The organism is Arthrobacter sp. U41, assembly GCF_007679325.1.
Lineage (GTDB): Bacteria > Actinomycetota > Actinomycetes > Actinomycetales > Micrococcaceae > Arthrobacter.
In genome coordinates this window covers 19030-41680 of the sequence record NZ_VEGI01000008.1, presented here as the reverse complement: position 1 = coordinate 41680, position 22651 = coordinate 19030, and the positions used below count along the sequence as shown (strand labels likewise).

The 22651-nt window shown below is 63.8% G+C and carries 17 protein-coding genes; 15 read left to right on the top strand and 2 right to left on the bottom strand.

Annotation, left to right across the window (positions count from 1 at the left end; translation table 11 throughout):
* Positions 1-680: 680 nt before the first annotated feature.
* The gene (locus tag FS787_RS17745; RefSeq protein WP_144674592.1) at positions 681-2024 is read right to left on the bottom strand and encodes an MFS transporter; all 1344 of its coding nucleotides are present in this window, start codon (positions 2022-2024) and stop codon (positions 681-683) included.
* Between the two features lie 510 nt (positions 2025-2534).
* Between FS787_RS17745 and FS787_RS17740 the strand changes: the two genes are divergently transcribed.
* From FS787_RS17740 to FS787_RS17670, 15 genes are all read left to right on the top strand, one after another.
* Positions 2535-3578, top strand: a complete 1044-nt coding sequence (locus tag FS787_RS17740) for a LacI family DNA-binding transcriptional regulator (RefSeq protein ID WP_144674590.1) — start codon at positions 2535-2537, stop codon at positions 3576-3578.
* 251 nt (positions 3579-3829) lie between these two features.
* Positions 3830-5245, top strand: a complete 1416-nt coding sequence (locus tag FS787_RS17735; protein WP_186329244.1) for an extracellular solute-binding protein — start codon at positions 3830-3832, stop codon at positions 5243-5245.
* Complete coding sequence (locus FS787_RS17730; protein ID WP_144674585.1) at positions 5242-6171, top strand: carbohydrate ABC transporter permease; 930 nt, start codon at positions 5242-5244, stop codon at positions 6169-6171. Before FS787_RS17735 ends, FS787_RS17730 begins: the two co-directional genes overlap by 4 nt.
* Before the next feature lie 8 nt (positions 6172-6179).
* A complete protein-coding gene (locus FS787_RS17725) occupies positions 6180-7091 on the top strand; it encodes a carbohydrate ABC transporter permease (protein WP_144674583.1) in 912 nt (303 codons plus the stop codon).
* 23 nt (positions 7092-7114) lie between these two features.
* Entirely contained in the window at positions 7115-8632 is a 1518-nt protein-coding gene (locus FS787_RS17720; protein ID WP_186329243.1) for a glycoside hydrolase family 32 protein, read from the top strand.
* A gap of 28 nt (positions 8633-8660) precedes the next feature.
* Positions 8661-9617 carry a carbohydrate kinase gene (locus tag FS787_RS17715; protein WP_144674581.1) on the top strand — a complete coding sequence of 319 codons (957 nt, stop codon included), beginning with the start codon at positions 8661-8663 and terminating at the stop codon, positions 9615-9617.
* 233 nt (positions 9618-9850) lie between these two features.
* Positions 9851-10921: a LacI family DNA-binding transcriptional regulator gene (locus FS787_RS17710; RefSeq protein ID WP_144674579.1), complete on the top strand. Its 1071-nt coding sequence runs from the start codon at positions 9851-9853 to the stop codon at positions 10919-10921.
* Positions 10922-10999: 78 nt separating this feature from the next.
* A complete protein-coding gene (locus FS787_RS17705; RefSeq protein WP_144674577.1) occupies positions 11000-12676 on the top strand; it encodes an ABC transporter substrate-binding protein in 1677 nt (558 codons plus the stop codon).
* 94 nt (positions 12677-12770) lie between these two features.
* Positions 12771-13748 carry an ABC transporter permease gene (locus FS787_RS17700; RefSeq protein ID WP_144674575.1) on the top strand — a complete coding sequence of 326 codons (978 nt, stop codon included), beginning with the start codon at positions 12771-12773 and terminating at the stop codon, positions 13746-13748.
* Positions 13749-13759: 11 nt separating this feature from the next.
* Entirely contained in the window at positions 13760-14698 is a 939-nt protein-coding gene (locus FS787_RS17695) for an ABC transporter permease (RefSeq protein WP_144674573.1), read from the top strand.
* On the top strand, positions 14695-15657 hold the full coding sequence (locus FS787_RS17690) for an ABC transporter ATP-binding protein (RefSeq protein ID WP_144674571.1): 963 nt from the start codon (positions 14695-14697) through the stop codon (positions 15655-15657). The genes FS787_RS17695 and FS787_RS17690 overlap by 4 nt, the downstream gene beginning before the upstream one ends.
* Positions 15654-16751, top strand: a complete 1098-nt coding sequence (locus tag FS787_RS17685; protein ID WP_144674569.1) for an ATP-binding cassette domain-containing protein — start codon at positions 15654-15656, stop codon at positions 16749-16751. The genes FS787_RS17690 and FS787_RS17685 overlap by 4 nt, the downstream gene beginning before the upstream one ends.
* The gene (locus tag FS787_RS17680; protein WP_144674567.1) at positions 16748-18304 is read left to right on the top strand and encodes a glycoside hydrolase family 32 protein; all 1557 of its coding nucleotides are present in this window, start codon (positions 16748-16750) and stop codon (positions 18302-18304) included. Before FS787_RS17685 ends, FS787_RS17680 begins: the two co-directional genes overlap by 4 nt.
* A gap of 240 nt (positions 18305-18544) precedes the next feature.
* A complete protein-coding gene (locus FS787_RS17675; protein ID WP_144674565.1) occupies positions 18545-19960 on the top strand; it encodes a glycoside hydrolase family 32 protein in 1416 nt (471 codons plus the stop codon).
* Between the two features lie 1013 nt (positions 19961-20973).
* A complete protein-coding gene (locus tag FS787_RS17670; RefSeq protein WP_260982633.1) occupies positions 20974-21744 on the top strand; it encodes a sigma-70 family RNA polymerase sigma factor in 771 nt (256 codons plus the stop codon).
* On the opposite strand, the gene FS787_RS17665 is transcribed toward FS787_RS17670, so the two are convergent.
* Positions 21702-22643, bottom strand: a complete 942-nt coding sequence (locus tag FS787_RS17665; RefSeq protein ID WP_144674563.1) for a glycosyltransferase family 9 protein — start codon at positions 22641-22643, stop codon at positions 21702-21704. The two genes, FS787_RS17670 and FS787_RS17665, sit on opposite strands and share 43 nt — an antisense overlap.
* Positions 22644-22651 lie beyond the last annotated feature (8 nt).

Here is a 22651-nt window from a genome sequence, read left to right as displayed (position 1 = left end):
CGGCACAAGCGGAATACTGCGGCCGCCGCTATTTCCCCCAGCAGCAATACCTGGCTTCCCCACCGCGGATACTCCGACATGCAGTTGAGGCTTCAAACCTCTGTTTCGACAGTAGCCAAGTTTCGTGGCCAACCGCAATGAGTTCGGGCACCTGTATCCACCCCCCGAATACCTGTACCAAGCCCCCCGAATACCTGCTTCCCCGCACTCGCAGCCCCGATGGTAGCTAGCGTAGGCGCCCGCTCCTCGTCCTCAGATGGCTAACCTCCCAGTCTGCCGCCCGCCTTCTCCGTGAGCCCTGCCAGCGCTAAACCGGGAGAAGCTATGACGGTTACATCTTGATAGATCCATAAGCGTCAAAAGCATCGTGAAAGTAACCGCCATAGGTAATCGAAAGGGCGGCGTGCGGAAGACGTCCGTCCTCCCGGGCTGGCCACCGGGCTTCGCTTGATCGGGAAGAAGGTCCTGGTCGCCGATCTAGCTGTACTGGGCCATCAGGTTGGTGACACCGGGTGATGGGTGACGGAAACACGTGCCCGAGGTGTCTGCTGGGGTGTGCGGCCAGGATCCCGAACGGGAGTCGCTATGGGGACAGCCTCAGTGGGCGCTCTCCCGGCACGGTGCCGGCCTCTTTGACCTTCCACACGGAGTCGTTCGCCCGGCCCCTTGTTCAGCGCGGTTCAGCGCGCGAATGCTTCTTTGTCGTCAAGTTGTTGGTCCTCGGTCCGCACGCTTCTGAACTTGGAGCAAAAGAGCACAACGGAGGCCAGCAGAAGAACCGCGACGGAAGCCCAGAGTGCGATACCGGCGCCCGCCACTGTGGCAATCAGGCCGCCCAGCGGGGCACCGAGGACGATCATTCCGCGGTTAACGGAACGCATGGTGGCACTCATCCGGGCGATCAGGCTGTCCGGGGTGACGGCTTGGCAGAATCCCATTTCCAGCGGTCCTTCGACGCCCATGGCCGCGCCAAAGAGCAGCTGCCCTGTGCCGATCAGAGCGAAGGCGGCCCACATCTCCCCAGTCCATTGCAGCAAAGAGCCAGACGATTCTCCCGAGCCTGTCCCGCCGGCGACGACGGGCGCGAGGGCCACCAACGCGATCGCGATCGGCTGGGCTACACGGGCAAAGACCATTGTTCGGCCCGTACCCCACCGGTGGCCGACTCGAGTGGAAACTGTCGTGCCGAGGACAGCCCCAATCCCGGCGCACCCCATAACCAAACCAAGACCGACGGCACCCAACCCAAGATCGGTCAAAATCACCGCCGGTAAGACTGCCCCGAGGATGGAGGAGCCGATAAACCAGGTATGGGTGCTGCACGCCAAGGGCGTTAGGTAGGGGTGACGGTAGACCCACCGAAGACCCTCGGAGACTTTCCGGTGAAGTGGCTGGGTGCTTCGAACTGGAACCTGGGAAGGCCGCTCCATCGTGAGGAGGACCGTGGCGGAGAGAAAATACGAGACAGCGTCCAGCAACATAGCGAAAGGAGCTGTCAGCAGGGCGACCAGACCTCCGGCCACTGCACCTCCGGTGGTTTGTGCCACGGTGTCGCTTTGCTGAAGCCGGGCATTGGCCTTAGTCAGTAGGCGCCTCGGGACCAGTTGCGGGAGGAAGCTCTGATAGGCGGCGTCACTTGTCAGTGCCAGTGTTCCAAAGGCGAATATCAGGATCATCAGGCCCGGAACGGAAAGTAAGCCCGCCGCGGAGGCCATGGCGACGCCGGCCAATATCAGGCCGCGGCCGAGGTCTCCGCCGATAAGCACTGTCCGGCGGGGAAGCCGGTCAATCCACACTCCGGCCACGAGACCGAAAAGCAGGTACGGTGCCCATCGCGCAGCATTTACCAAGCCCTGGTCAAGTGCTGTTCCGTTCATCGTCACCAGAATCAGGACAGACAGTGCCACGGTAGTTATATAGGTGCCAAAGTCGGACACCGTTGAGGCCAGCCAGAACCGTACGAATGGCGGATAGCGACGAAGCTTGGATTCCACAGCCACCGTGCTGCCGGCAGAGCCTTCCACTTATCCCCCAATCATTTGTTTGGCTCACAGCATATCGCCGGCGATTTTCGGTCCCCGGCTGCCTCAGCTGCTGCCCCGGAGGCCCCGAAGCTGGGCGGCCATCCCGCGTGCGGAAAGAGACGCCGCACTGCGGCTGGGCGGCCGTCCCGCGTGCGGAAAGAGACGCCGCACTGCGGCTGGACGACCCGCGGATCAGCTATTAAACTCTTTCGGTATCGAATGCAGGCAGACGGACACGAAGTCCGGGAAGGGGGAGCACATCACCGCAGACCAACACCACCAACCCACTGTTTCATCCGCGAAAGCCCCTCTGTCGAGGGGCTTTCCTATGTGCCGGGAGCATGCGCTCCGAGGCGGCGTTCACAGGCCGGCTGACCCTGTCCCTTTCCCCACAGAAATAGCGACACAAAGTATTCAGCGCGATGATGGGGCCGCTGTCAGTCCCGTGAAGGCCCGCAGGGTGGACCTGACACGAGTTAGGTATGCTAAAGCGAAAGGCGAGGGGTGGGCATGGTCAATCGTAAAGCGACGGCACTGGATGTGGCGCAGCGGGCGGGTGTATCCCGCAGCGCAGTGTCGCTGGTCCTTAATGGCAGGGCAAACGGCAACGTCACCGCGGAACGCCAGGAGCGGGTGCTCCGCGCCGCGGCGGAGTTGAATTACACGCCCAATTCCATTGCCCTCAGCCTTCGCAACCAGCACACATCAACGATCGGTATCATCACGGATGACATCGTCACCAGCCCTTTCGCCGGTCGGTTGATCAGCGGCGCCTCACGCACGGCCCTGGCCCGCGGGTACATGGTCCTGGTGGTCGATACAGAACATGACACGGCCCGCGAAAGCGCTGCGGCACAGCAACTCGTGCACCGGCAGGTAGACGGAATCATGTACGCCACCGGAAGCCTGCGCGAAATTACCGCCCCGCCGGCAATGCTCGCCCTGCCCGCCATCCTGGCCAATTGCACTGATGCCGGCTCCCAGCTCCAGTCGGTAATACCGGCAGAGGTCGACGGCGGACGCGCCGCGGCAAAGCTGCTGATTGATCTGGGCCACCGCCGCATCACCTTGTTGACCGGAACCCCCAGCTCCCCCGCCGCCCCGCAGCGCGAACAGGGGTACCGCGAGGCCATGGACGAGGCGGGGCTGGGCCGTGAACAACAGCATGTCCACACGACCGGATGGGACATCGATGAGGGCTACCGGGCCGCTGCCTCGGTGCTGGGCGGCGGAGACCGGCCGACGGCGATCGTTTGCTCCAACGACCGGGTTGCCACCGGCGTGTTGCTGTACGCTGCTGCCGCAGGGCTGCGCGTACCGCAGGATCTGTCCGTGGTGGGCTACGACGACCAGCAGAACCTCGCCGCCAACCTTGTTCCCGCACTGACCACGGTGGCACTTCCACACGCCGAAATCGGAGCAGCGGCCATGTCCCTGCTGTTGGACGCAGTCGAAGGAATAACCCCGGCAGTGGAGAATACGGAAGCCGAAACACTCCACATGCCCTGCCGGATCATCCCGCGCGCTTCCACCGCTACTGTCCCGGCCGGCTAAACGGACGCTTCCTCAGCCACAGTGCGGCTATTGCCTCACGGCAGGAACGAGCACTGCCAGCCCTGGCCTGTCTCCCCCGCCCGAACACTGCCGGCCCTCCAGCAGGTCCCGCTTACGTCGTAATGAACAGCACAGGACCAGAGCTTGCTTGACACGTGTTAGGTCGGCTCTTTACTCTACTTAACACGTGTTAGGAGGAGCCGACAATGAAGTCTGAAAAGACACCTGGGCCAACAACCCCCCCGTCTGCGATGCGGTCCGGCAGCGGACTGTCACAGCTCACGCGGCGTTCCCTGCTGGGCCTTACCGGCGTCGCTGTTGCGGGAGCCACGGTGGGCGCCTGGCCACGGCTTACCGGAAGTGACATTCCGGGCCGAAGCAGCAAAGCACTGAAAATCGCCATCCTTGGAACCGCCGCGGACGCCGCCGCCCGCCAGGGCCTGGTTCAGGCTTTCACCGCCGCCCACCCGGATATTCCGGTCCAACTGCAGGCCATCCAGGGCGCGGACTGGAAGGATTTCTTTTCGAAAATCCTCACCATGGTAGCGGCCGGCACGCCTCCGGACGTCGTCTATGTGGCCACCGAGGGCGCCCAGCTTTTTGCCGACAAGCTCGCCGAGCCACTGGATGATTATGTCCGCCGGGACGCAACCGACATGAGCGACTATTTCGATGACGTTCATCCGAGCCTGCTGGAAGCCTTCATGTACCAGGGAAGCCTTTACCAGCTTCCACTGGACTGGAACGCGGCGAACATGTATTTGAATACCACAACCTTCGCCCAGGCCGGCCTTGACCGGCCTAAGGACGAATGGACACAGGATGACTTCAGCGCCACCCTCCGCGCCCTGCGGAAAGCACGCCCGGCCGACTTCACCCCGTACTACTGGACCAACCGGCTTTTTGGCGGAGTAGTGCCATGGCTGTACGCCAACGACACCAGCTTCCTCACTGAGAGCAAGGCTTCCGGCGGGGACTGGCTTTGGGACCGCTTTTATCCCAAGGACCCTGCCCGGGCGACCCGCGGCGGGGGGTATCAGTGGCTGGCCCCCAACGCCGAGGACGCGCGGGTTATCGAGACCTTTGACTACCTGCGCGAACTTGTTGCCGAAGGACTCGGCGTGCGGCCTGAGTCCGGGGGCGGCAACGCCCTGGTTGGCTTGTTCGGGAACAACCGCATCGGCACCACGCCGGCAGGCGGTTACTGGGCGCAGGGCCTGCATGATGCCGGAATGACGGCCGACCAGTTCGATGTGCAGTTCTTCCCGCGCTGGCGGACGCAGCGGCACCAGTTCGGCGCTGCCGGCTACGCGATCATGCGCACGGCGAAGGACAAGGACGCCGCCTGGGAATGGGTGAAGTTCTGCTCCGGCCGCGAAGCGATGCAGCTGGCCATTCCCAAGCCGAACACCACTCCCACCCGCCGTTCGATGGTGAACGAGTCCTTTTACGCCGCCACCGGACCCCGGCACTGGAAAGTCTTCTACGACACCCTCGACAGGTTCCCCACCTCCGGTCCGATACCCGCGCCGCCCCAGCAAGCCGCCGTGGAAACTGCCCTGATGAAAAACGTTTCCTCCGCTGTCAGCGGCAGCTCCGCAGACGTACGGACAGCAATGGGCACCCTGCAGCGTGATCTCGAACTGGCCCTCAGGAGGAACGCATGACCACCACTTCCACCGCCCCACGCCAAACCGTAAAGCCACCGGCCGCGCGCCGCTCGTTCGTCGAGCGATGGCTGGCGATTATTTTCCTTGCCCCCACGCTGCTGGGGATGGCCCTGTTCACCTTCCTTCCGATCATCGGCTCGCTGGTCCTGGCGTTCTTCCGATGGGACATCATTTCAGCACCCCAGTTCGTCGGTCTGGACAACTTCGCCTCCCTGGCCCAGGACCCCACCGTCCGGGTGTCCTTCCTGAACACCATCGTGTTCGTCGCCGTCGCGGTCATCCTTCAACTTGGCATCGCACTCAGCCTGGCTTCAATGCTCCAGGCCAGGATGCCGTCCTGGCTCAGGGTCTTCCTCCGTTCCACCTTCTTCTTTCCCCTGGTGCTGTCAGCCGCGTCGGTGTCCATCTTCATGCGGTACATGTTCAACGAACAGTTCGGCGTGGTGAACTGGCTCCTGTCGCTCATCGGCATTCCCGCAGTACCCTGGCTGACCAGTCCGGTGGCCTCCGCCGCCGTCGTCGTGCTGGTCTACGTCTGGCAAAACTTCGGGTTCTCCTTCCTCCTCTTCCTCGGCGCCCTGAGCAACATTCCGAAAGAACTGCACGAGGCAGCAAACCTGGACGGCGCCACGGGTTGGAAACAGTTCAGCTACGTCACACTTCCCCTGATCAGCCCCACCGTGCTGGTCGCCTCCGTTATGGCGATCATCAGTGCACTGCAGGTCTTCGACCAGCCCTATGTACTGACCAACGGCGGTCCAGGGGATTCCACCCGCACCGCCGTCATGGTGATCTTTGAATCCGCCTTCCAGCAACTGGAATTCGGCGAAGCCTCGGCCATCGGCCTGGTACTGACCGTGCTGATCCTTGCCGTCACCGCTCTGCAATTCCGCCTCAGCCGCCGCTTCGTCTTCTACCAGTGAGGTCCCTTATGTCCAGCCAGACCCTGCAGACCAGGACCAGCGAGCATACGGTTTCCACCACCGGCACGCCGGCCACCCGCAAGCCCCACCGCAACAGCCGCCTGCCCGCTGCAGGAACCATCGGCAGATACGCCGCGCTAGCGGTGGCTGCGGCCCTGACCCTCGGCCCTGTTCTGTGGACCCTGTCCACCTCGCTGCGAACGCCGTCGGAGTCCTTCAATCTGCCGCCGTCCTTCCTGCCCCTCAACCCTGACTTCACCGCCTACCAAGAGGTGTTCAGGCAGATCAACGTCGGCCTCCTGGTCCTGAACAGCGCCCTGGTGACCGGGCTGATCGCGCTTGGCCAGATGGCTTCCGCCACGCTGGCCGGCTACGCCTTCGCCCGTCTGGACTTCCGTGGCAAGAAGGCCATCTTCTCGTTGGTGCTGGCCACGATGATGGTTCCGGTGCAAGTCACCATCGTTCCGGTGTTCATGCTCATCCGGGGAATGGGTCTGTCCGATACCCTGCTGGCCCTGATCCTGCCGGCCATTCCCACCGCCTTTGGCACCTTCCTGATGCGCCAGTACTTCCTGGGCCTGCCAAATGACTTCGCGGAAGCGGCCGCCCTGGACGGTGCCGGACCCTGGCGAATCTTCCGTTCCGTTTACGTACCGTTGGCGGTCCCGGGCATGGCCATCGTCGGGATCCTTGCCTTCAACTTCCACTGGAACGAGTTCTTCCGGCCTCTGATCCTCACTATCAGCGAACAGAACTTCACTCTTCCCCTCGGCCTGGTCACGCTCCAGGGCAACCTCGGCACCGGGAGCATCTCGGTGGTCCTCGCCGGCGTGATCCTGTCCATGCTGCCCGCACTGGTGGTCTTTATCTTCGGCCAACGCACCCTGCGCGAGGGCCTCACGGCCGGCGCGAGCAAATAACACTGACCTTCATAAGGAACCTCATGGAAACAATCACCTCGATCAGTACGGCAGCCACCGCTGACAGCTACCGCCCGGCCCTGCACTACACCGCACAGGACACCTGGCTCAATGACCCCAATGGCCTGATCTTTCATGAAGGCGTCTACCACCTCTATTACCAGAACAACCCGCTGGGAAACGTTTGGGGAAACATGTCCTGGGGTCACGCCACCTCCGCAGACCTGCTGTCCTGGACCGAGCACCCCGTCGCCATCGCCTGCGACGGGAACGAAGACATCTTTTCCGGCAGCGTCGTCCATGACCGTCACAACACCAGCGGATTCGGCAGCGGATCCGTTGCCCCCCTCGTGGCGATCTACACCAGCGCCTTCAAACCGGGCACACTGCATGAGGGCGTCCAGGCCCAGTCCCTGGCCTACAGCCTGGACGGGGGCTACAGCTGGACAAAACACACAGGCAACCCCGTTCTTAGCCGCGGGTCCGCCGAGTTCCGGGATCCCAAGGTCATCCGGTACGACGGCGGCGCGGGCAGCTACTGGGTGATGGTCGCCGTCGAGGCCAAAGACTTCCAGGTGGTCTTCTACAAATCCCGCGACCTGAAGAACTGGGAACCCCTGAGCACTTTCGGCCCCGCAAACGCCACCGGCGGCGTTTGGGAATGCCCTGACCTGTTTCCCCTGTCCGTGGACGGCGACCCGGAAAACTTCAAGTGGGTCCTCACCGTCAACCTCAACCCCGGCGGACCCAACAACGGCTCAGCCGGCCAATACTTCATCGGCGACTTCGACGGAACCACCTTCACCTCCGCCAGCACGGTAACCGAAGGCCTGCAGGACCCTGACCGGCTGGGAGAATACCGCTGGCTGGACTGGGGCCGGGACTATTACGCCGCCGTCTCCTTCAGCGACGCCCCTGACAACCGCCGCCTCATGATCGCCTGGATGAACAACTGGGAATACGCCAACCACATCCCCACCTCACCCTGGCGCAGCCCCATGAGCCTGGCCCGCGAAATTTCACTCCAGACCAGCGATGGAAAGCTGTCCCTGGTCCAGCAGCCCGCAGGTGATGGGACAGCCCTGGCTGACACTGAATCGTTCCGTCTTTCCGGAAGCACCATCCACGACGGCGTGCAGGTTCTGGCGGGCGCGGCCGGCACGGTCCAGCGCATTGACGTCAACTTCACTCCCGGAAGCGCAGAAGAATTCGGTCTCATCCTGCGCGGAGACGGCGTCAAGGGAACCCGCGTGGGCATCCGGCCCGGGCAAGACACACTGTTCGTGGACCGGCGCGAATCCGGCAGGACAGACTTCCACGCGTCCTTCAGCTCCATCGACACCGCTCCCGTCCTGGCAGTGCAGGGGTCCTACGACCTCACCATCTTCGTGGACCGCTGCTCCGTTGAAGTCTTTGCCCAAGGCGGCCAGGTCACCATGACCGAACTGATCTTCCCGGCCGAGACCAGCACCGACCTCGCCGTTTACGCCGTCGGCGGCGCGGCAACCATCAACACCCTCCAGGTCACGCAGCTCGGGTAGGGCAGCACCAGAACAAGGAATCACAGACATGCACAACAACGGGAAACAAAACCCTCCCGGGCAGGTGATGGACGTCGTTGTTATCGGGGAAGCCCTGATCGACGTCGTCAGCACGCCTGAGGGGACCAATGAACATCCCGGCGGTTCACCGGCCAATGTCGCCTACGGCCTGGCCCGCCTGGGAGTGAGCACTGGACTGCTCACTTCCATGGGTACTGACCGCCGTGGTGATGCACTCGAGGAGCACCTCGCCGGGGCCGGGGTGACGCTCTTGCCCGGCTCCCGGTCTCTGGAGAGAACGTCGACGGCGACCGCCACCATCGCGCGCGATGGCTCGGCGGGCTACGCCTTCGACATCTCCTGGGATGTGGAACCGGTGGATCTTGCACGTACACCGCCCAAGGTGGTTCACACCGGTTCGATTGCGAGTTTCCTGTCACCGGGCGCCGGCCGCGTCAAAGCAATGCTCCAGGAAGTCGGCAGCGAGTGCATCGTCACCTACGATCCCAACATTAGGCCAGCCCTGCTCGGAACCCATGCCGAAGCACGGCAGACTTTCGAGGAGCTGGTGCAGCTCACCAGCGTCGTCAAACTCAGCGATGAGGACGCCGAATGGCTTTACCCGAAGAAGGCCTTGGAGGAAACCGCCGCACACATACTGGGTCTGGGAGCGGAGCTGGCCGTCATCACCAGGGGCTCATCAGGCTCATTGCTCGCGACCCCCACCACCTCCCTCAGCATTCCTGCGGTGAAGACCTCCGTGGTTGACACCATTGGCGCTGGCGATTCCTACATGTCGGCCCTGATCCTGGGACTCCTCACCCGCGGAACCGGCGGCCTGGCGCCTTCGGTCCTTGACCAGTTGGGGTGCACTGCGGCCGCTGCGGCCGCGATCACCGTGTCCCGGGCCGGCGCGCGGCCCCCAACCGAAGGCGAACTCCGCTCAAAGCTTCAGCATCAGCCCCAGCTGCATTCGCACTCGTAGCACCAACCCTCGGTGCACAGCCTTGCCCAACGCTGTGCACGAGGGGATCCTCTCCCCCGCCAGGGCTGCTCATCGCGCTTCGCTGACCGCGATCCCGTGACGGAAGGCGTGCCGTGGGCCATCCCAAACGTAACCCTTGACACAGATCCAGTAACGCGCGTAACCTCTATCACATGCGCTAGTAACGCGCGTTACCTACTTGGCAGCATCACCGACCACCACCGGAGTATTCAATGGCGAAGACCACCACCTCGAACCATGCCGCGGCTGCGCGGCAGCGGGGTGTCACCATGAATGATGTTGCCAAGCACGCCGGCGTTTCCCGGACCGCGGTCTCGTTCGTGCTGAGCAACCGCGAAAATGCCAGCATCTCCGAGGAGACCCGCGCCCGGATCAATGAAGCTGTTCAGGTCTTGGGCTACCGCCCGAATGCCGGGGCACGTGCACTGGCATCCCAGCGCAGTGATTGGTACGGGATTGTCACCGAGATCGTGACGGCACCGTTCGCCGTCGACATCATCAAAGGTGCACAGGACCAGGCCTGGCTTGACCGTCGATTCCTGCTCATCGCGCCCTCCGACCAGGCCGATGCCGTAGGACCCAACCAGGGCATGGAAGATGCCGCCATTGAAAAGCTGCTGGAACAACGGGTGGAAGGCCTTCTCTATGCAGCCACGTACCACCGGGGCGTTCACGTTCCCGAAAGCGCCAACGAGGTACCCACCGTCCTGATCAACTGCTTCGATGCGGACGGAAGGCTGCCCTCGATCGTCCCCGACGAGCGAGCGGGCGGCCGCGTCGCCGTCGAACGTTTGCTCCAAGCCGGCCACCGCCGGATCGGAGTGATCAACCTGGACCCGGATATTCCGGCAGCAGTCGGACGTTTGGCAGGTGCCCGCGAAGCACTTGCCGACGCCGGCCTCGAGCTGGACCCGGAGCTCGTGGTGCCCGGACATGCGACGGCTGACGGCGGGTACGAGGCCGCCTGTGAAATCCTGGACCGCTACACGGAAAAGGACAGGCCAACCGCGCTGTTCTGCCTCAATGACCGCATGGCGATGGGCGCTTACGACGCCATCAAAGAACGGGGCCTGACCATCCCCGGAGACATCGCCGTGATCGGCTTCGACAACCAGGAACTGATTGCGGCCTACCTGAGGCCCAAGCTGACCACGGTTGCGTTGCCGTTTGAAAAAATGGGCGCCCTGGGAGTCCAGACGCTCGCAGCTCTGACAGCAGGACAGCCGATAATTGCCGACCAGCAATTAGTCGGCTGTCCGCTGCTAGAACGCTCTTCGGTCTGACCGCGAAATCAATAGCGAAGAGCAACCCCTCCCCCACCCCTTCACCTTGCTGATGAAGATAGGAAAGAGATAACCATCATGACACAACCCCGATTCCTGAGGGCTGCCCGCACATCGGCGGCCGGGCTGGCGGTGGGCGCACTGCTGCTGACCGGCTGTGCAGCCACCGTGAACAAGCCTGCCGGCACCGACGCCGCAGCGAACGCCAGCGCCTTTCTCACCATTCCGCGTGAGGACATGGGCACGTTTGTGCAGAACTTCAACCCGTTCGCGCCCACCGTCAACCCGATGGTCCAGCAGTCCATCTACGAGTCGCTGCTGATCTTCAACCCGGCCAAGGGTGACACCGTGCCGTGGCTTGCCACTGAGTGGAAGGCCGCCGACGACGGCAAGTCCATCACTTTCACCCTGCGCGATGGCGTTAAGTGGTCCGACGGCCAGCCGTTCGTGGCCGAGGACGTCGCTTACACTTTCGAGCTCCAGAAAAAGATCAAGGGTGGTTACGACTATCTGGACACCGTTGCCGCGGAAGGCACCAACAAAGTTACCTTCAACTTCAACAAGCCCTGGTCACCGGCCCTCCACGACGTCGGACAACTCACCATCTTGCCCAAGCACATCTGGTCCGCGCTCGCCGATCCGGAGAAGGACGCTAATGCCAAGCCCGTCGGCACTGGCCCTTACACCGAGGTTGACAGTTTCCAGGCCCAGTCGTTTGTGCTGAAGAAGAACCCCAACTACTGGCAGCCGGAAAAGCAAAAAATCGCCGGCATCAAGATGCTCGCTTTTGCAGGAAACGACGGCGCCAACCTCGCCGCCGCGAACGGCGACGTGGACTGGGCTCCGCAGTACATCCCGAACATCGAAAAGACGTTCGTTTCCAAGGACAAGGAACACCGCCACTACTGGTTCCCGGCCACGGGCGCCATGATCAACTGGCAACTCAACACCACCAAGGCCCCCTTCAACGACGTTGATGTCCGCAAGGCCCTGAGCATGGCCGTTGACCGGGAACAGGTCACCAAGATCGGCATGAGCGGCTACGCCGAGCCTGCGGACTGCACCGGGCTCTCCGGTAACTACGAGACCTGGAAGAACAACGAGGTCAAAGAGAACTGCACCTGGACCAAGCTGGATGTTCAGAAGGCCAACGAACTGCTGGACAAGGCGGGCTACCCGAAGGGTGCTGACGGCAAGCGCACGCTGAAGGATGGCAAGCCTTTCCAATTCAAGATCTCGGTGGGTGCGACTTCTTCTGACTGGCTGTCCGTGGCCAACGTGATCGCGCAGAACCTGGCAGAAGTCGGCGTGACAGCAAAGGTGGAGTCCCCGGACTGGGCTGCCGTGGTTGCCGGCTACGAGACGGGCGACTTCGACTCCGGCATCGTCTGGAGCGCCAACGATCCCAGCCCGTACAAGTACTTCAACACCTCCATGGGCACGGCCACCGTCAAGCCCGTGGGCACCAAGACGTTCGACAACTACCACCGCTTCGGCGACACCAAAGCCGACGCACTGCTGGCGGACTTCGCTGCAGAGGCCGAGGAGTCCAAGCAGAAGGACATCGCCAACAAGCTGCAGGAACAATACGACGACGTTGCACCGCTGGTGCCTCTGTTCTCCGGCCCGGAATGGGGCGCCTTCGACGACACCCGCTTCACCGGCTGGCCCACCGAGGGCAACCCCTATGCCACCCTCTCGGTCCGTGCACCTACGACGGTGCTGGTGCTGACCACCCTGGAACCGCGCAAGTAGCGTAGCGGGTCACCCACACTGCACGCCCGGCGGGCAACCAACCCCGCCGGGCGTGCCCCCAAACTTTCCGCAATTCCCGAAATGGAGGGAAACCGTGCGCTTCATCCTGCGCCGCCTGGGTTTCTACCTGATCGCCTTCTGGGCATCCATCACCCTGAATTTCCTGCTCCCGCGCTTCATGCCCGGGGACCCCGTCTCCCGCATGTTCGCCCGCTCCCAGGACAGAATGCAGCCTGAACAGATCGAGGCCCTGCGCAAGCTGCTCGGCGTTGACGACCGGCCTCTCTGGGAGCAATACGCCGACTATCTCCACAACATCTTCACCGGGCAAATGGGCGTCTCCATCTCCCGTTTCCCCACCCCGGTCACGGAGGTCATTGCGTCCCAGATCGGCTGGACCCTCCTGCTCGGTGGCACCGCACTGGTGATTGCCGCCGTCGTGGGCAACCTGCTGGGCATCCTGGCCGCCTGGCGGCGCGGCGGCGCGATCGACTCCGCGCTTCCGCCGCTGCTCGTATTCATCGGCTCGTTCCCGTACTTCTGGCTCGCCATGGGCGCCCTGTACCTTTTCGGCGTGGTACTGAACTGGTTCCCCATCCGTCACGCCTTCACCGATGGTTTGGAGCCCGCCTTCACCTGGGAGTTCATCGGCGACGTCGGGGCGCACCTTGTCCTGCCGGCGTTGACGATCGTGCTGGTATCCATTGGCGGCTGGATGCTGGGGATGCGGAACACCATGATCGCAACGAACTCCGAGGACTACATCACCATGGCCGAAGCCAAGGGACTACGCCCCAGCCGCATTATGCTCCGCTACGCAGCACGCAACGCCATGCTCCCGTCGGTCACAAGCTTCGGCATGGGACTGGGATTCGTGGTGGGCGGTGCGCTGCTCACCGAAGTGGTGTTCGCCTACCCCGGCGTCGGCTACCAACTCCTCAACGCCGTCCAAGGCCTCGACTACCCGCTCATGCAGGGCCTGTTCCTGACCATCACCGCCGCCGTGCTGCTGGCCAACTTCCTGGTGGACATCCTCTACGTCCGCCTCGACCCGCGCGTGCGCAGCAACTAGAGGAACCGATCATGACAACCGCAATACTGCAGCAACCCGGCAAAACGGCCGACAAAACCCCAGCTGCCCGCAAACCCAACCGCAGCTTCGTCCACGGCCTCCTCACCAACAAAAAGGCCCTGACAGGCATGGCCGTGATGTTCGTCTTCATCGCACTGGCCCTGCTGGCACCGGCGCTTTTCCCCGGCGACCCGTCGCGGATCACCGCCATGGCCTCCCTGGAACCATCAGCCGAGCACTGGCTGGGAACTACAGCCAAGGGACAGGACGTGCTCGCACTGACCGTTCACGGTTCCCGCAGTTCCCTGTTCGTTGGGCTGACCGTGGGGTTCGCATCCACCTTCATTGGCATCCTGGTGGGGCTGGCCTCCGCGTACTTCGGCAAGTTCATCGATGAAGCGCTGTCCCTGGTAACCAACGTCTTCCTGCTCCTTCCCGGCCTGCCGCTGCTGGTCATTCTGGCCGCGTTCCTGCCTCCGGGGCTGGGCACCGTGATTCTTGTACTCGTGATCACCGGCTGGGCAGGCTCAGCACGAGTCCTGCGCTCACAGGCCCTATCCATCCGCTCCAAGGACTTTGTGGCCGCGGCCGTGGTGTCCGGCGAACGGGCCGGCCGGATCATGTTCCGCGAAATCCTGCCCAACATGGCCTCGATTGTCATGGGCACCTTGCTGGCCTGCGTGATCTACGGAATCGGCGCCCAGGCGGGCCTGGAATTCCTGGGCCTGGGCGATGTCAGCACGGTCTCCTGGGGCAACAACCTCTTCTGGGCAGGCAACGAGGGTGCCCTGCTGACCGGCAGCTGGTGGGTGTTCGTACCCTCTGGTGTCTGTATCGCGCTGGTCGCCTTCGCCCTTGCCCTCATCAACTACGCCGTGGACGAGGTCACCAACCCCCGGCTGCGGAAGATCAAAACCCCCAAGGTTAACGAAAGGAGCGCCTCCAAATGACCATCTCCCAAGTGTCCTTCGGCTCCCACGAACCCGTCCTGGACGTCAAGGACCTCACCGTCAAGTACATCGGCGACACCCGCTCCACCACCGCCGTCGATCGCGTTTCCTTCAGCATCGGCACCGGCGAGGTTTTCGGCCTCGCGGGAGAGTCCGGCTGTGGGAAGTCCACCATCGCCAACTCGATCATGCGGCTCCTGAAGGATCCCGCGAAGATCGCAGGCGGCAGCATTTCCTTCGGCGGCAAGGACGTCCTGGCCATGAGCCCGGAGGAACTGCGGCGCTTCCGCTGGCAGGACGTGGCCATGGTCTTCCAGTCAGCCATGAACTCGCTCAACCCGGTGCTGACCATCGGAGAACAGATCGTGGACATCTTCACCACGCACGCCGGCTACCCGCGCAGGGAATCCCTGCGCCGCGCCGGCGAACTGCTGGAACTCGTGAGGATCGATCCCGCACGGCTCAAGTCCTACCCGCACCAACTGTCGGGCGGTATGCGTCAACGTGCCGTGATAGCGATGGCCGTGGCACTCAAGCCGTCGCTGTTGATCCTCGACGAACCCACCACCGCGCTGGACGTGGTGGTGCAGCAGGAAATCATGGCGCAGATCAAGGAACTCCAGCGCGAGCTCGGCTTCTCCGTCCTCTTCATCACGCACGACATGTCGCTGATGGTGGAACTTTCCCACCGCATGGCCGTCATGTACGGCGGCAGGATCGTGGAGACGGCGAAGGCGCAGGACGTCTACGCCACCCCGCGCCACCCCTACACCCAGGCGCTGATGGGCGCGTTCCCGCCACTCACCGGCCCACGGGTTCCGCTGACGGGACTGCCCGACGGCGTAAAGTTCCGGGACATCCCGGACCTCAGCGAGGCGGCACCCGGCCATTTTGTGGCACCGGTGGGCCCTGACGCTTCAGCGGTTGATACCGCACTCCTGGAAGGAGCCGCACGATGAGCCACTCCGTACTCTCTTCATCACGTCCAGACATTTCAACCAAGATCCCCGCCCTTGAGATCCGGGGGCTGGCCAAATCGTTCCCCACAGGAGGGCTCTTCTCCCGTGAGTCAGTCCGGGCCCTGCACGGCGTCGATCTAACCATTGGTCGCGGTGAAATCGTCGCCCTTGTAGGGGAATCGGGTTCCGGCAAGAGCACGTTAGCCCGCTGTGTTGCCCGGCTCGAGAGGCCAAGCTCGGGGGAGATATTGATTGACGGCGTCGACGTCCTCAAGCGCGACCGGTTCCAAGCCTCGCGTGCGTTTCGATCCCAACTGCAAATGGTCTTCCAGGACCCTTTCGGTTCGTTGAACCCGGCCCACAGGATCGAGCATTTCCTGCAGCGTTCACTGGCGATCCACGGCAAGGGTGGCGGTTCCGGGGAGGAGACCCAACGGCGGCTCGAAGGACTCATGACCACTGTTGGCCTGCAGGCTGACATGCTGAACTCTTATCCGCACGAGCTCTCCGGCGGTCAGCGCCAACGCGTTGCGATCGCCCGGGCCCTCGCCGTGGAACCACAAGTCATCCTTGCTGACGAGCCCACCTCCATGCTGGATGTTTCCGTCCGGATCGGGGTGCTGAACCTGATGCGCAAGCTCCGCGACGAGCAGGGCATCTCCATGCTCTACATCACCCACGACCTCGCGTCCGCCCGCTACCTGGCGGACCGGACGGCAGTCATGTTCGCCGGCGAACTCGTTGAAGAGGGCGAGTCCCTGGACCTCCTGGCCAACCCGGCCCACCCGTACACGCAACTCCTGGTTTCGGCTGTCCCGGACCCCGCACGGGCAGGCTCGTACGATCCCGTCCGCCGGGCCGAACTGCGGCAGGCGGTCATGGCTTCGACGAAGTGCGAATTCGAGGGCGACCCGAACCAGGCCTGTTCGGCCGAAGCCCCCGTGCGCCATCTGGTGGGAGACCCCGAAGACCGTCATTGGGTGCGCTGCCACCTCTACCAGCCGTGGGCTGCCGCCGCCGGCCACGCCCTGGCGGGAGAACCAACCCAACCCAGCCGCCCGGCGTCGAACGCTCAAGAAGAGGCTTCCGCATGACTGAACTGACCCACCCGCTCGCAACCGTTCCACAGGACGAACTGGTTGCCCGGGCCGAAGCCGACCCCCTCCGGCCACGCTTCCATTTCGTGTCACCGGCCGGTTGGCTCAACGATCCCAACGGCGTCAGCCAATGGGACGGCACCTACCACCTCTTCTACCAGTACAACCCGGAGGGCGCGTTCCACCACCGCATCCAATGGGGTCACGCCACCAGCACGGACCTCGTCACATGGACGGACCAGCCCATCGCATTGGAACCGTCCGCAGGACCGGACGCCGAGGGCTGCTGGTCGGGGGTCTTGGTGAACGATCGCGGCACGCCCACCTTGGTGTATTCGGGGCGGTTCGAGGGCAAAGAGCTGCCCTGCGTCGCCGTAGGATCCCCGGACCTCCTGAACTGGACCAAAGACCCCGCAAATCCCGTGATCGCAGCACCGCCATATGGTGTAGACACCACGGCGTACCGCGATCACTGCGTCTGGCGTGAAGGAACCAAATGGCGGCAGCTGGTGGGTTCAGGCATTCGCCAGCGCGGCGGTACAGCGTTCTTGTACGAATCGCCGGATCTACGGTCGTGGGACTACATCGGGCCATTGTTCATCGGCGATGCCTCGCAGGGCGATCCTGCGGACACCGATTGGACGGGGACCATGTGGGAATGCGTGGACCTTTTCCGGGCGGGACAGGGTTCGCTGGGATCTGCACCTTCCGACGGCTCGCCGGATGTGCTGGTCTTCTCCGCCTGGAACGACGGCGACACCCGCCACCCGCTGTACTGGACCGGCCGGTACGCCGGGGACAGCTTCGAGCCCGCGGCCCTGCACCGGCTCGACTACGGCGGCCGCTTCTTCTACGCACCGCAATCGTTCCAGGATGAGTCCGGCCGGCGGGTCATGTTCGGCTGGATGCAGGAAGGCCGAAGTGATGCCGCGATGGTGCAGGCCGGCTGGTCAGGGGTCATGAGCCTGCCGCGAATCGTCACCGCGGCGGACGACGGGACCCTCCGCTTCGCACCCGTACCAGAAATCAAAAAGCTGCGCCGTGACCACGCCAGCCTGGCCGGACAAGTGCTGACCGGCGCCCTGGTGCCCCTGGAAATCGGCCTGTCCGGCAAGCAACTCGACCTCGAACTGGACCTCCAACTGGCACCGGGCGCACTGCTGCGACTCGGTGTACTGGGCTCCACTGGCGGGGGCACCGCCGGCAGCCCCGCCGAGGAAACGGTCATCGAGCTGCGAAGGGCGAGTGACGGCGGCACTAATGGCACGCTCCGCTTGGACCGCACTCGAAGCAGCCTTGATCCAACCGTTGATGTGGAAGACAAGTCAGGACCTGTCCCCATGCCCGAAGGACGAGTGCACCTGCGTGTCATCGTGGACCGATCCGCCGTCGAAATTTTTGCCAACGGGATAGCGCTCACCGCCCGCGTCTACCCCACCCTGGGCGGGGAACACGTCAGCCTTGCCGCCGAGGGCACGGTGCAGGTACTCTCCCTCGACGCATGGACCATGGCCGAAATCTTTGACGGTGCCCGGTGCCTCTTTCCCTGAACCGGGGGCAATACACCAACAGCCACTCCTACAGCAGCATCGGAGCTGCCCAGGAAGAAGAAGGAACTCATGCAAGATTCACCCGCGGTCTCTCGTCGATCACTCCTCACCGGAAGCGGGGCGGCTGCGCTCAGCGGATCGCTCGCACTTTCGGCGGCGTTCCCCGGATCCGCCGCAGCCGCACCGGCCAGGACACCAGATCCAGCGTCAAGCAGATCAACGTCAAAAGGACCACGCCGGATGCGTCCGACTTATCACTTCAGCGTCCCGGACAACTGGAAAAACGACCCTCAGCGCCCCATCTACATAGACGGGGAGTACCACTACTACTACCTGTACAACGCTGACTATCTGCGGGGCGGAGGAGGCACGTCGTGGCGCCGCGCGACGACCACGGATCACGTCGTGTTCACTGACCACGGCGTCGCGATCCCGAAGTTCAGCGACGACAACGGCGACTGCTGGTCAGGGTCGCTTGTGGTCGACGAGCGGAATACCGCCGGATATGGCGAGGGTGCGGTGATCGCCCTTGTGACGCAGGCGCCCGAAGGCCGCCAGGCCCAGTACCTCTGGTACTCGACAGACCGCGGACGCTCGTTCCGGGCCGCCGGTCCGGCCCCGGTGTTGCCGAACCCCGGAGTGCACGACTTCCGCGATCCCAAAGTGATCTGGGACGCTGACCGCGGACGGTGGTTCATGGCGAACGCCGAGGGGCTGAAGCTCGGCTTCTACACCTCCGCCGACCTGCGGTCCTGGCGGCGCGTTGGCGAGTTCGTTCGCACCGATCTCGGGCTTCTGGAATGCCCTGACATCTTCCGCATGACTGCTGACGATGGCACCTCCCACTGGATCCTTGGCACGAGTGCCAACGGCAAAGCCCGTGGCCTGCCCGCAACCTACGCGTATTGGACCGGCACCTTCGACGGAACATCATTCACGCCTGACAGGCCCGAGCCCGAATGGCTCGACTATGGCTATGACTTTTACGGAGCGGTCACATATCCACATCACGACGCCTCGGGTGCGGAGGATGAGACGCTCCGCCGGGCAATTGGGTGGGCGAACTTCTGGGACTACCCCCACAACACACCGACCCTTGAAACGGACGCCTACAACGGCGATGACATGATCGTGCGCGACGTCCGCCTCAAACAGGCGGACGGTGAGTACCACCTTGTCTCCGCCCCCACGTCAGCGCTGGAGAATCACGTAAAGCGCACTCACCTCCTGGGCGACATAGTTGTAAAGGGCACCCGCGACCTCGACGTCCGGTCATCCGCTTACGATCTGACCTGCGAGCTCGTGTGGGACCCCGCTTCCGCACCTGCCAACGTTGGCCTTGAAGTATGCCGTGCAGAGGGCGGCGGCGGCAGGCATGTCGCCGCCGGCGCATTCCTGCGGGGCCCCTTCGCTTATCTCAACAGGCGTCCCACCATCAACCCAACCGGCGGCGAAACCAAGACCCCCATCGACCCCTCGACAGGACGGCTCACCATCCGCATCCTCGTGGACCTCACCAGCGTGGAGATGTTCGTCGGAGACGGACGGGTGGTGCACTCGCACCGGGTATTCCCTCTTAAAGGCGACAGCGGAATCCGCCTTTACGCCCACGAAGGAGTTGCCACATTCCGGAACCTGACCATTCACGAAATCTAAGCAACGCGATAGTCCAAGCCCCAACCGTCCCGGCCATGCGTCAGGCGGCTGGCACGGCGCCCCGGACTCCCCCTCCGGTCCGGCCGGGAAGCGGTGCGACGCGTTCGGTGCCCGGGTGTGAGATCAGTTGAGGGCGTCCGGCAGGTGCTTCCAGCACGGCGAGCGGGAGTTCGCGGTGGATGAGATAATCGCACGCTGCCGGGCCGGTCATCCTCAGCCCCGGGCACCTGATTCCACCGTGATCCGTGCGGACATTGGCTGCGCGCAGACCGGCTCTGAATCCCCTGCCACCCACGGGTGCAAACCCCGCAAGCCCGCACCAGCTCAGGTACAAGCCATACAGCTCCTCCACGCTGAGACCGTCCCCGTCCGGATCTGCGGCGACGCACTCGTTAAGGAAATCTTCCAGTGGTGTCTTCGTCATCGTGGCCTCCTGCATCCTGGCGGCCTAGCCGCTCAAATGAAACAGCAACATCATGAATGTGAAGCATGACCAGCCCAGAAACGCACGTTAAACACTAAGAATCTAGGAGCACCAATCCCCACTGTCAACCAGATTTTCCCGGGCGAACGGTTCACCCAGCACCGGGGCCGGGCCGCTGCTGGTCAGGTGCAGGGCGGGCTCCGCTTTGAGGCGCGGTTGGGGTATGCCCCACCGAGACACCGCAGGCGGAGCCTTCGCCGGTCGGGGCTCCGATCTCACGATTGGTACCCGCGTCCACGGGCATCGGCGAATCGAAGAGCGGCCATATCCAGGCCATTCGACGCCGCTCCAGGCCTGGCCCTGAGCGCGCCCGTGTGGCGGATCCGCACCGGGGTCTTCTGTTCGAATCGCCGGGGCGCGGCGAATCTTGGCGGATTCTGGCCCGACGGGGGGCGCCCCGACCTGCGCCTTCGTACTGCCACCAACGTCCGGGAACGAAGAAGTATTGAATTATAAGCAGGCTTATGTTTTCCTGCTTCTAAGTCTTGCCACAGGCTTACCGGAACCCATGGTCAAAGGACATGCTGACATGGTTGAATCCAAAATCTCCCCGTCCCGGAACGGGCAACTCCGTGAGGCATTCCAGAACCAGCTGGTTCTGGAATATCTGGATCTGGCGCAATCGCTGGCGGCGCGTTTCGCGGGCAGGGGGCGTGAAAGAGAGGACCTTGTCCAGGTTGCCTATTTGGGCCTGGTTAAGGCGGCGCGGGGGTTCGACGAATCCAGGGGGATCAGTTTTCCGGGCTACGCGGCGCCCACCATCACCGGGGAGCTGAAACGGTATCTGCGGGACCGTTGCTGGGTTGTCCGGCCCCCGCGGGGCGTTCAGGACCTGCGTGCCCACGTTCTGCGGGTGGAGCCGGAATTGACGCAGTCCCTGGGCCGGAAGCCGACGCCCGCCGAAGTGGCGCGAGAGTTGGGCGTGCCTGTCCGGGCCGTCGGTGAGGCTTTGGCTGCGGCCTCCAGCATGCGGCCTGATTCACTCGATGCCGCGGATCCGTACAGCGATGGTCCGCCGCCGGCGGAGGGGGTGGCGGCGCAGGATCCGGCGTTTGGGCGGCTGGAAGAACTCATCTGCCTCAGTGAGGCCATAGGAAAGTTGTCAGTTCCCGATCGGGAGCTCTTGTATCGCCGGTATTTCTGTGAGGAAAGCCAGTCGGAGCTGGGCAGGCGGTTCGGGGTGTCGCAGATGCAGATTTCCCGCCGGCTCGCGCGCGTGCTCGTGTGTCTTCAGGAGCGGTTCTCCGAGGTGGAGGTTCACCGCAAGCCGAGCTCGCGGACCGCTTCCAATACTTCCTGAACGGAGACGCCCAGCAGCGCCGGGTCCGGTTCCCGGGCGAATGTGTCGCCCCGGCGCAGCTCCGGCTTAGTGAGCGCGATGTGCGGCCCCGGCGGCGGACCCCATTCCTCCGGCGTGGCGGGCCCGAACATCACCACGGAGGGGCGGCCGAAGGCGGACGCCAGGTGTGCCGCTCCCGTGTCGGCGGTGATCACCAGGCGCGCCGCCGCTATGAGCGCCGCAAACTGCCCCAGCGATTGCCTCCCGGCGATGACCGAACCTTCACCAGTTCCCGATTGCAATGCAACACCCAGCGCGCGGGGTCGATCTGCTGATCCGCCCGAGAACACGATGCTGTGTCCGGTCTGCTGCAGCTCAGCGGCGACGGCGGCGAAACGCTCCGAAGGCCATAACCGGCTGCCGTAGGCAGCGCCGACGTGGATGACGGTAGCCCCCGGCAGGTGTGTTGGTAGGCCTGGCGGGGCGAGGGACAAGTCCAGCGGGTCGGCGTCGATTCCGTGCCACTTTAACAGCCGCGTCCAGCGCTCCCGCTCATGGATGCCCTCGAGCCAGGGCGGCCCCGACGCCTGGCCGGAACGGTGTGAGATGGTCCGGTTTGCCCGGAGGGCCTCGACGCGGCCCTGGCTTTCGGGCCCGCGGCCGTGAAGGTTGACGGCTACGTCCACAGTCCCGGGTCGCAGGGAAAGGGGCTCGTCCAACCCGTGGGTCGGCAGCAGTTCATAGCCGCCGACCAACGCGAGCGCCTCGTCGAGCCAGCCCTGCGCGGCATAGAGCAGTCGGTGCTCCGGGTAGGCGCGACGCAGCGCGCGGAGGGCCGGCACGGCCACGAGGAGGTCGCCGAGCTTGAGCGCCCGCAGGCCCAGCAGCACCGGTCTGCCGTCATCCTGAAATCCGCCCATCGCGGCCC

Coding starts and splice junctions, on each gene's coding strand:
- FS787_RS17740 (WP_144674590.1), top strand. CDS start 2,535: ATGGTCAATCGTAAAGCGACGGCACTGGATGTGGCGCAGCGGGCGGGT.
- FS787_RS17735 (WP_186329244.1), top strand. CDS start 3,830: ATGCGGTCCGGCAGCGGACTGTCACAGCTCACGCGGCGTTCCCTGCTG.
- FS787_RS17730 (WP_144674585.1), top strand. CDS start 5,242: ATGACCACCACTTCCACCGCCCCACGCCAAACCGTAAAGCCACCGGCC.
- FS787_RS17725 (WP_144674583.1), top strand. CDS start 6,180: ATGTCCAGCCAGACCCTGCAGACCAGGACCAGCGAGCATACGGTTTCC.
- FS787_RS17720 (WP_186329243.1), top strand. CDS start 7,115: ATGGAAACAATCACCTCGATCAGTACGGCAGCCACCGCTGACAGCTAC.
- FS787_RS17715 (WP_144674581.1), top strand. CDS start 8,661: ATGCACAACAACGGGAAACAAAACCCTCCCGGGCAGGTGATGGACGTC.
- FS787_RS17710 (WP_144674579.1), top strand. CDS start 9,851: ATGGCGAAGACCACCACCTCGAACCATGCCGCGGCTGCGCGGCAGCGG.
- FS787_RS17705 (WP_144674577.1), top strand. CDS start 11,000: ATGACACAACCCCGATTCCTGAGGGCTGCCCGCACATCGGCGGCCGGG.
- FS787_RS17695 (WP_144674573.1), top strand. CDS start 13,760: ATGACAACCGCAATACTGCAGCAACCCGGCAAAACGGCCGACAAAACC.
- FS787_RS17690 (WP_144674571.1), top strand. CDS start 14,695: ATGACCATCTCCCAAGTGTCCTTCGGCTCCCACGAACCCGTCCTGGAC.
- FS787_RS17685 (WP_144674569.1), top strand. CDS start 15,654: ATGAGCCACTCCGTACTCTCTTCATCACGTCCAGACATTTCAACCAAG.
- FS787_RS17680 (WP_144674567.1), top strand. CDS start 16,748: ATGACTGAACTGACCCACCCGCTCGCAACCGTTCCACAGGACGAACTG.
- FS787_RS17675 (WP_144674565.1), top strand. CDS start 18,545: ATGCGTCCGACTTATCACTTCAGCGTCCCGGACAACTGGAAAAACGAC.
- FS787_RS17670 (WP_260982633.1), top strand. CDS start 20,974: ATGGTTGAATCCAAAATCTCCCCGTCCCGGAACGGGCAACTCCGTGAG.
- FS787_RS17665 (WP_144674563.1), bottom strand. CDS start 22,643: ATGGGCGGATTTCAGGATGACGGCAGACCGGTGCTGCTGGGCCTGCGG.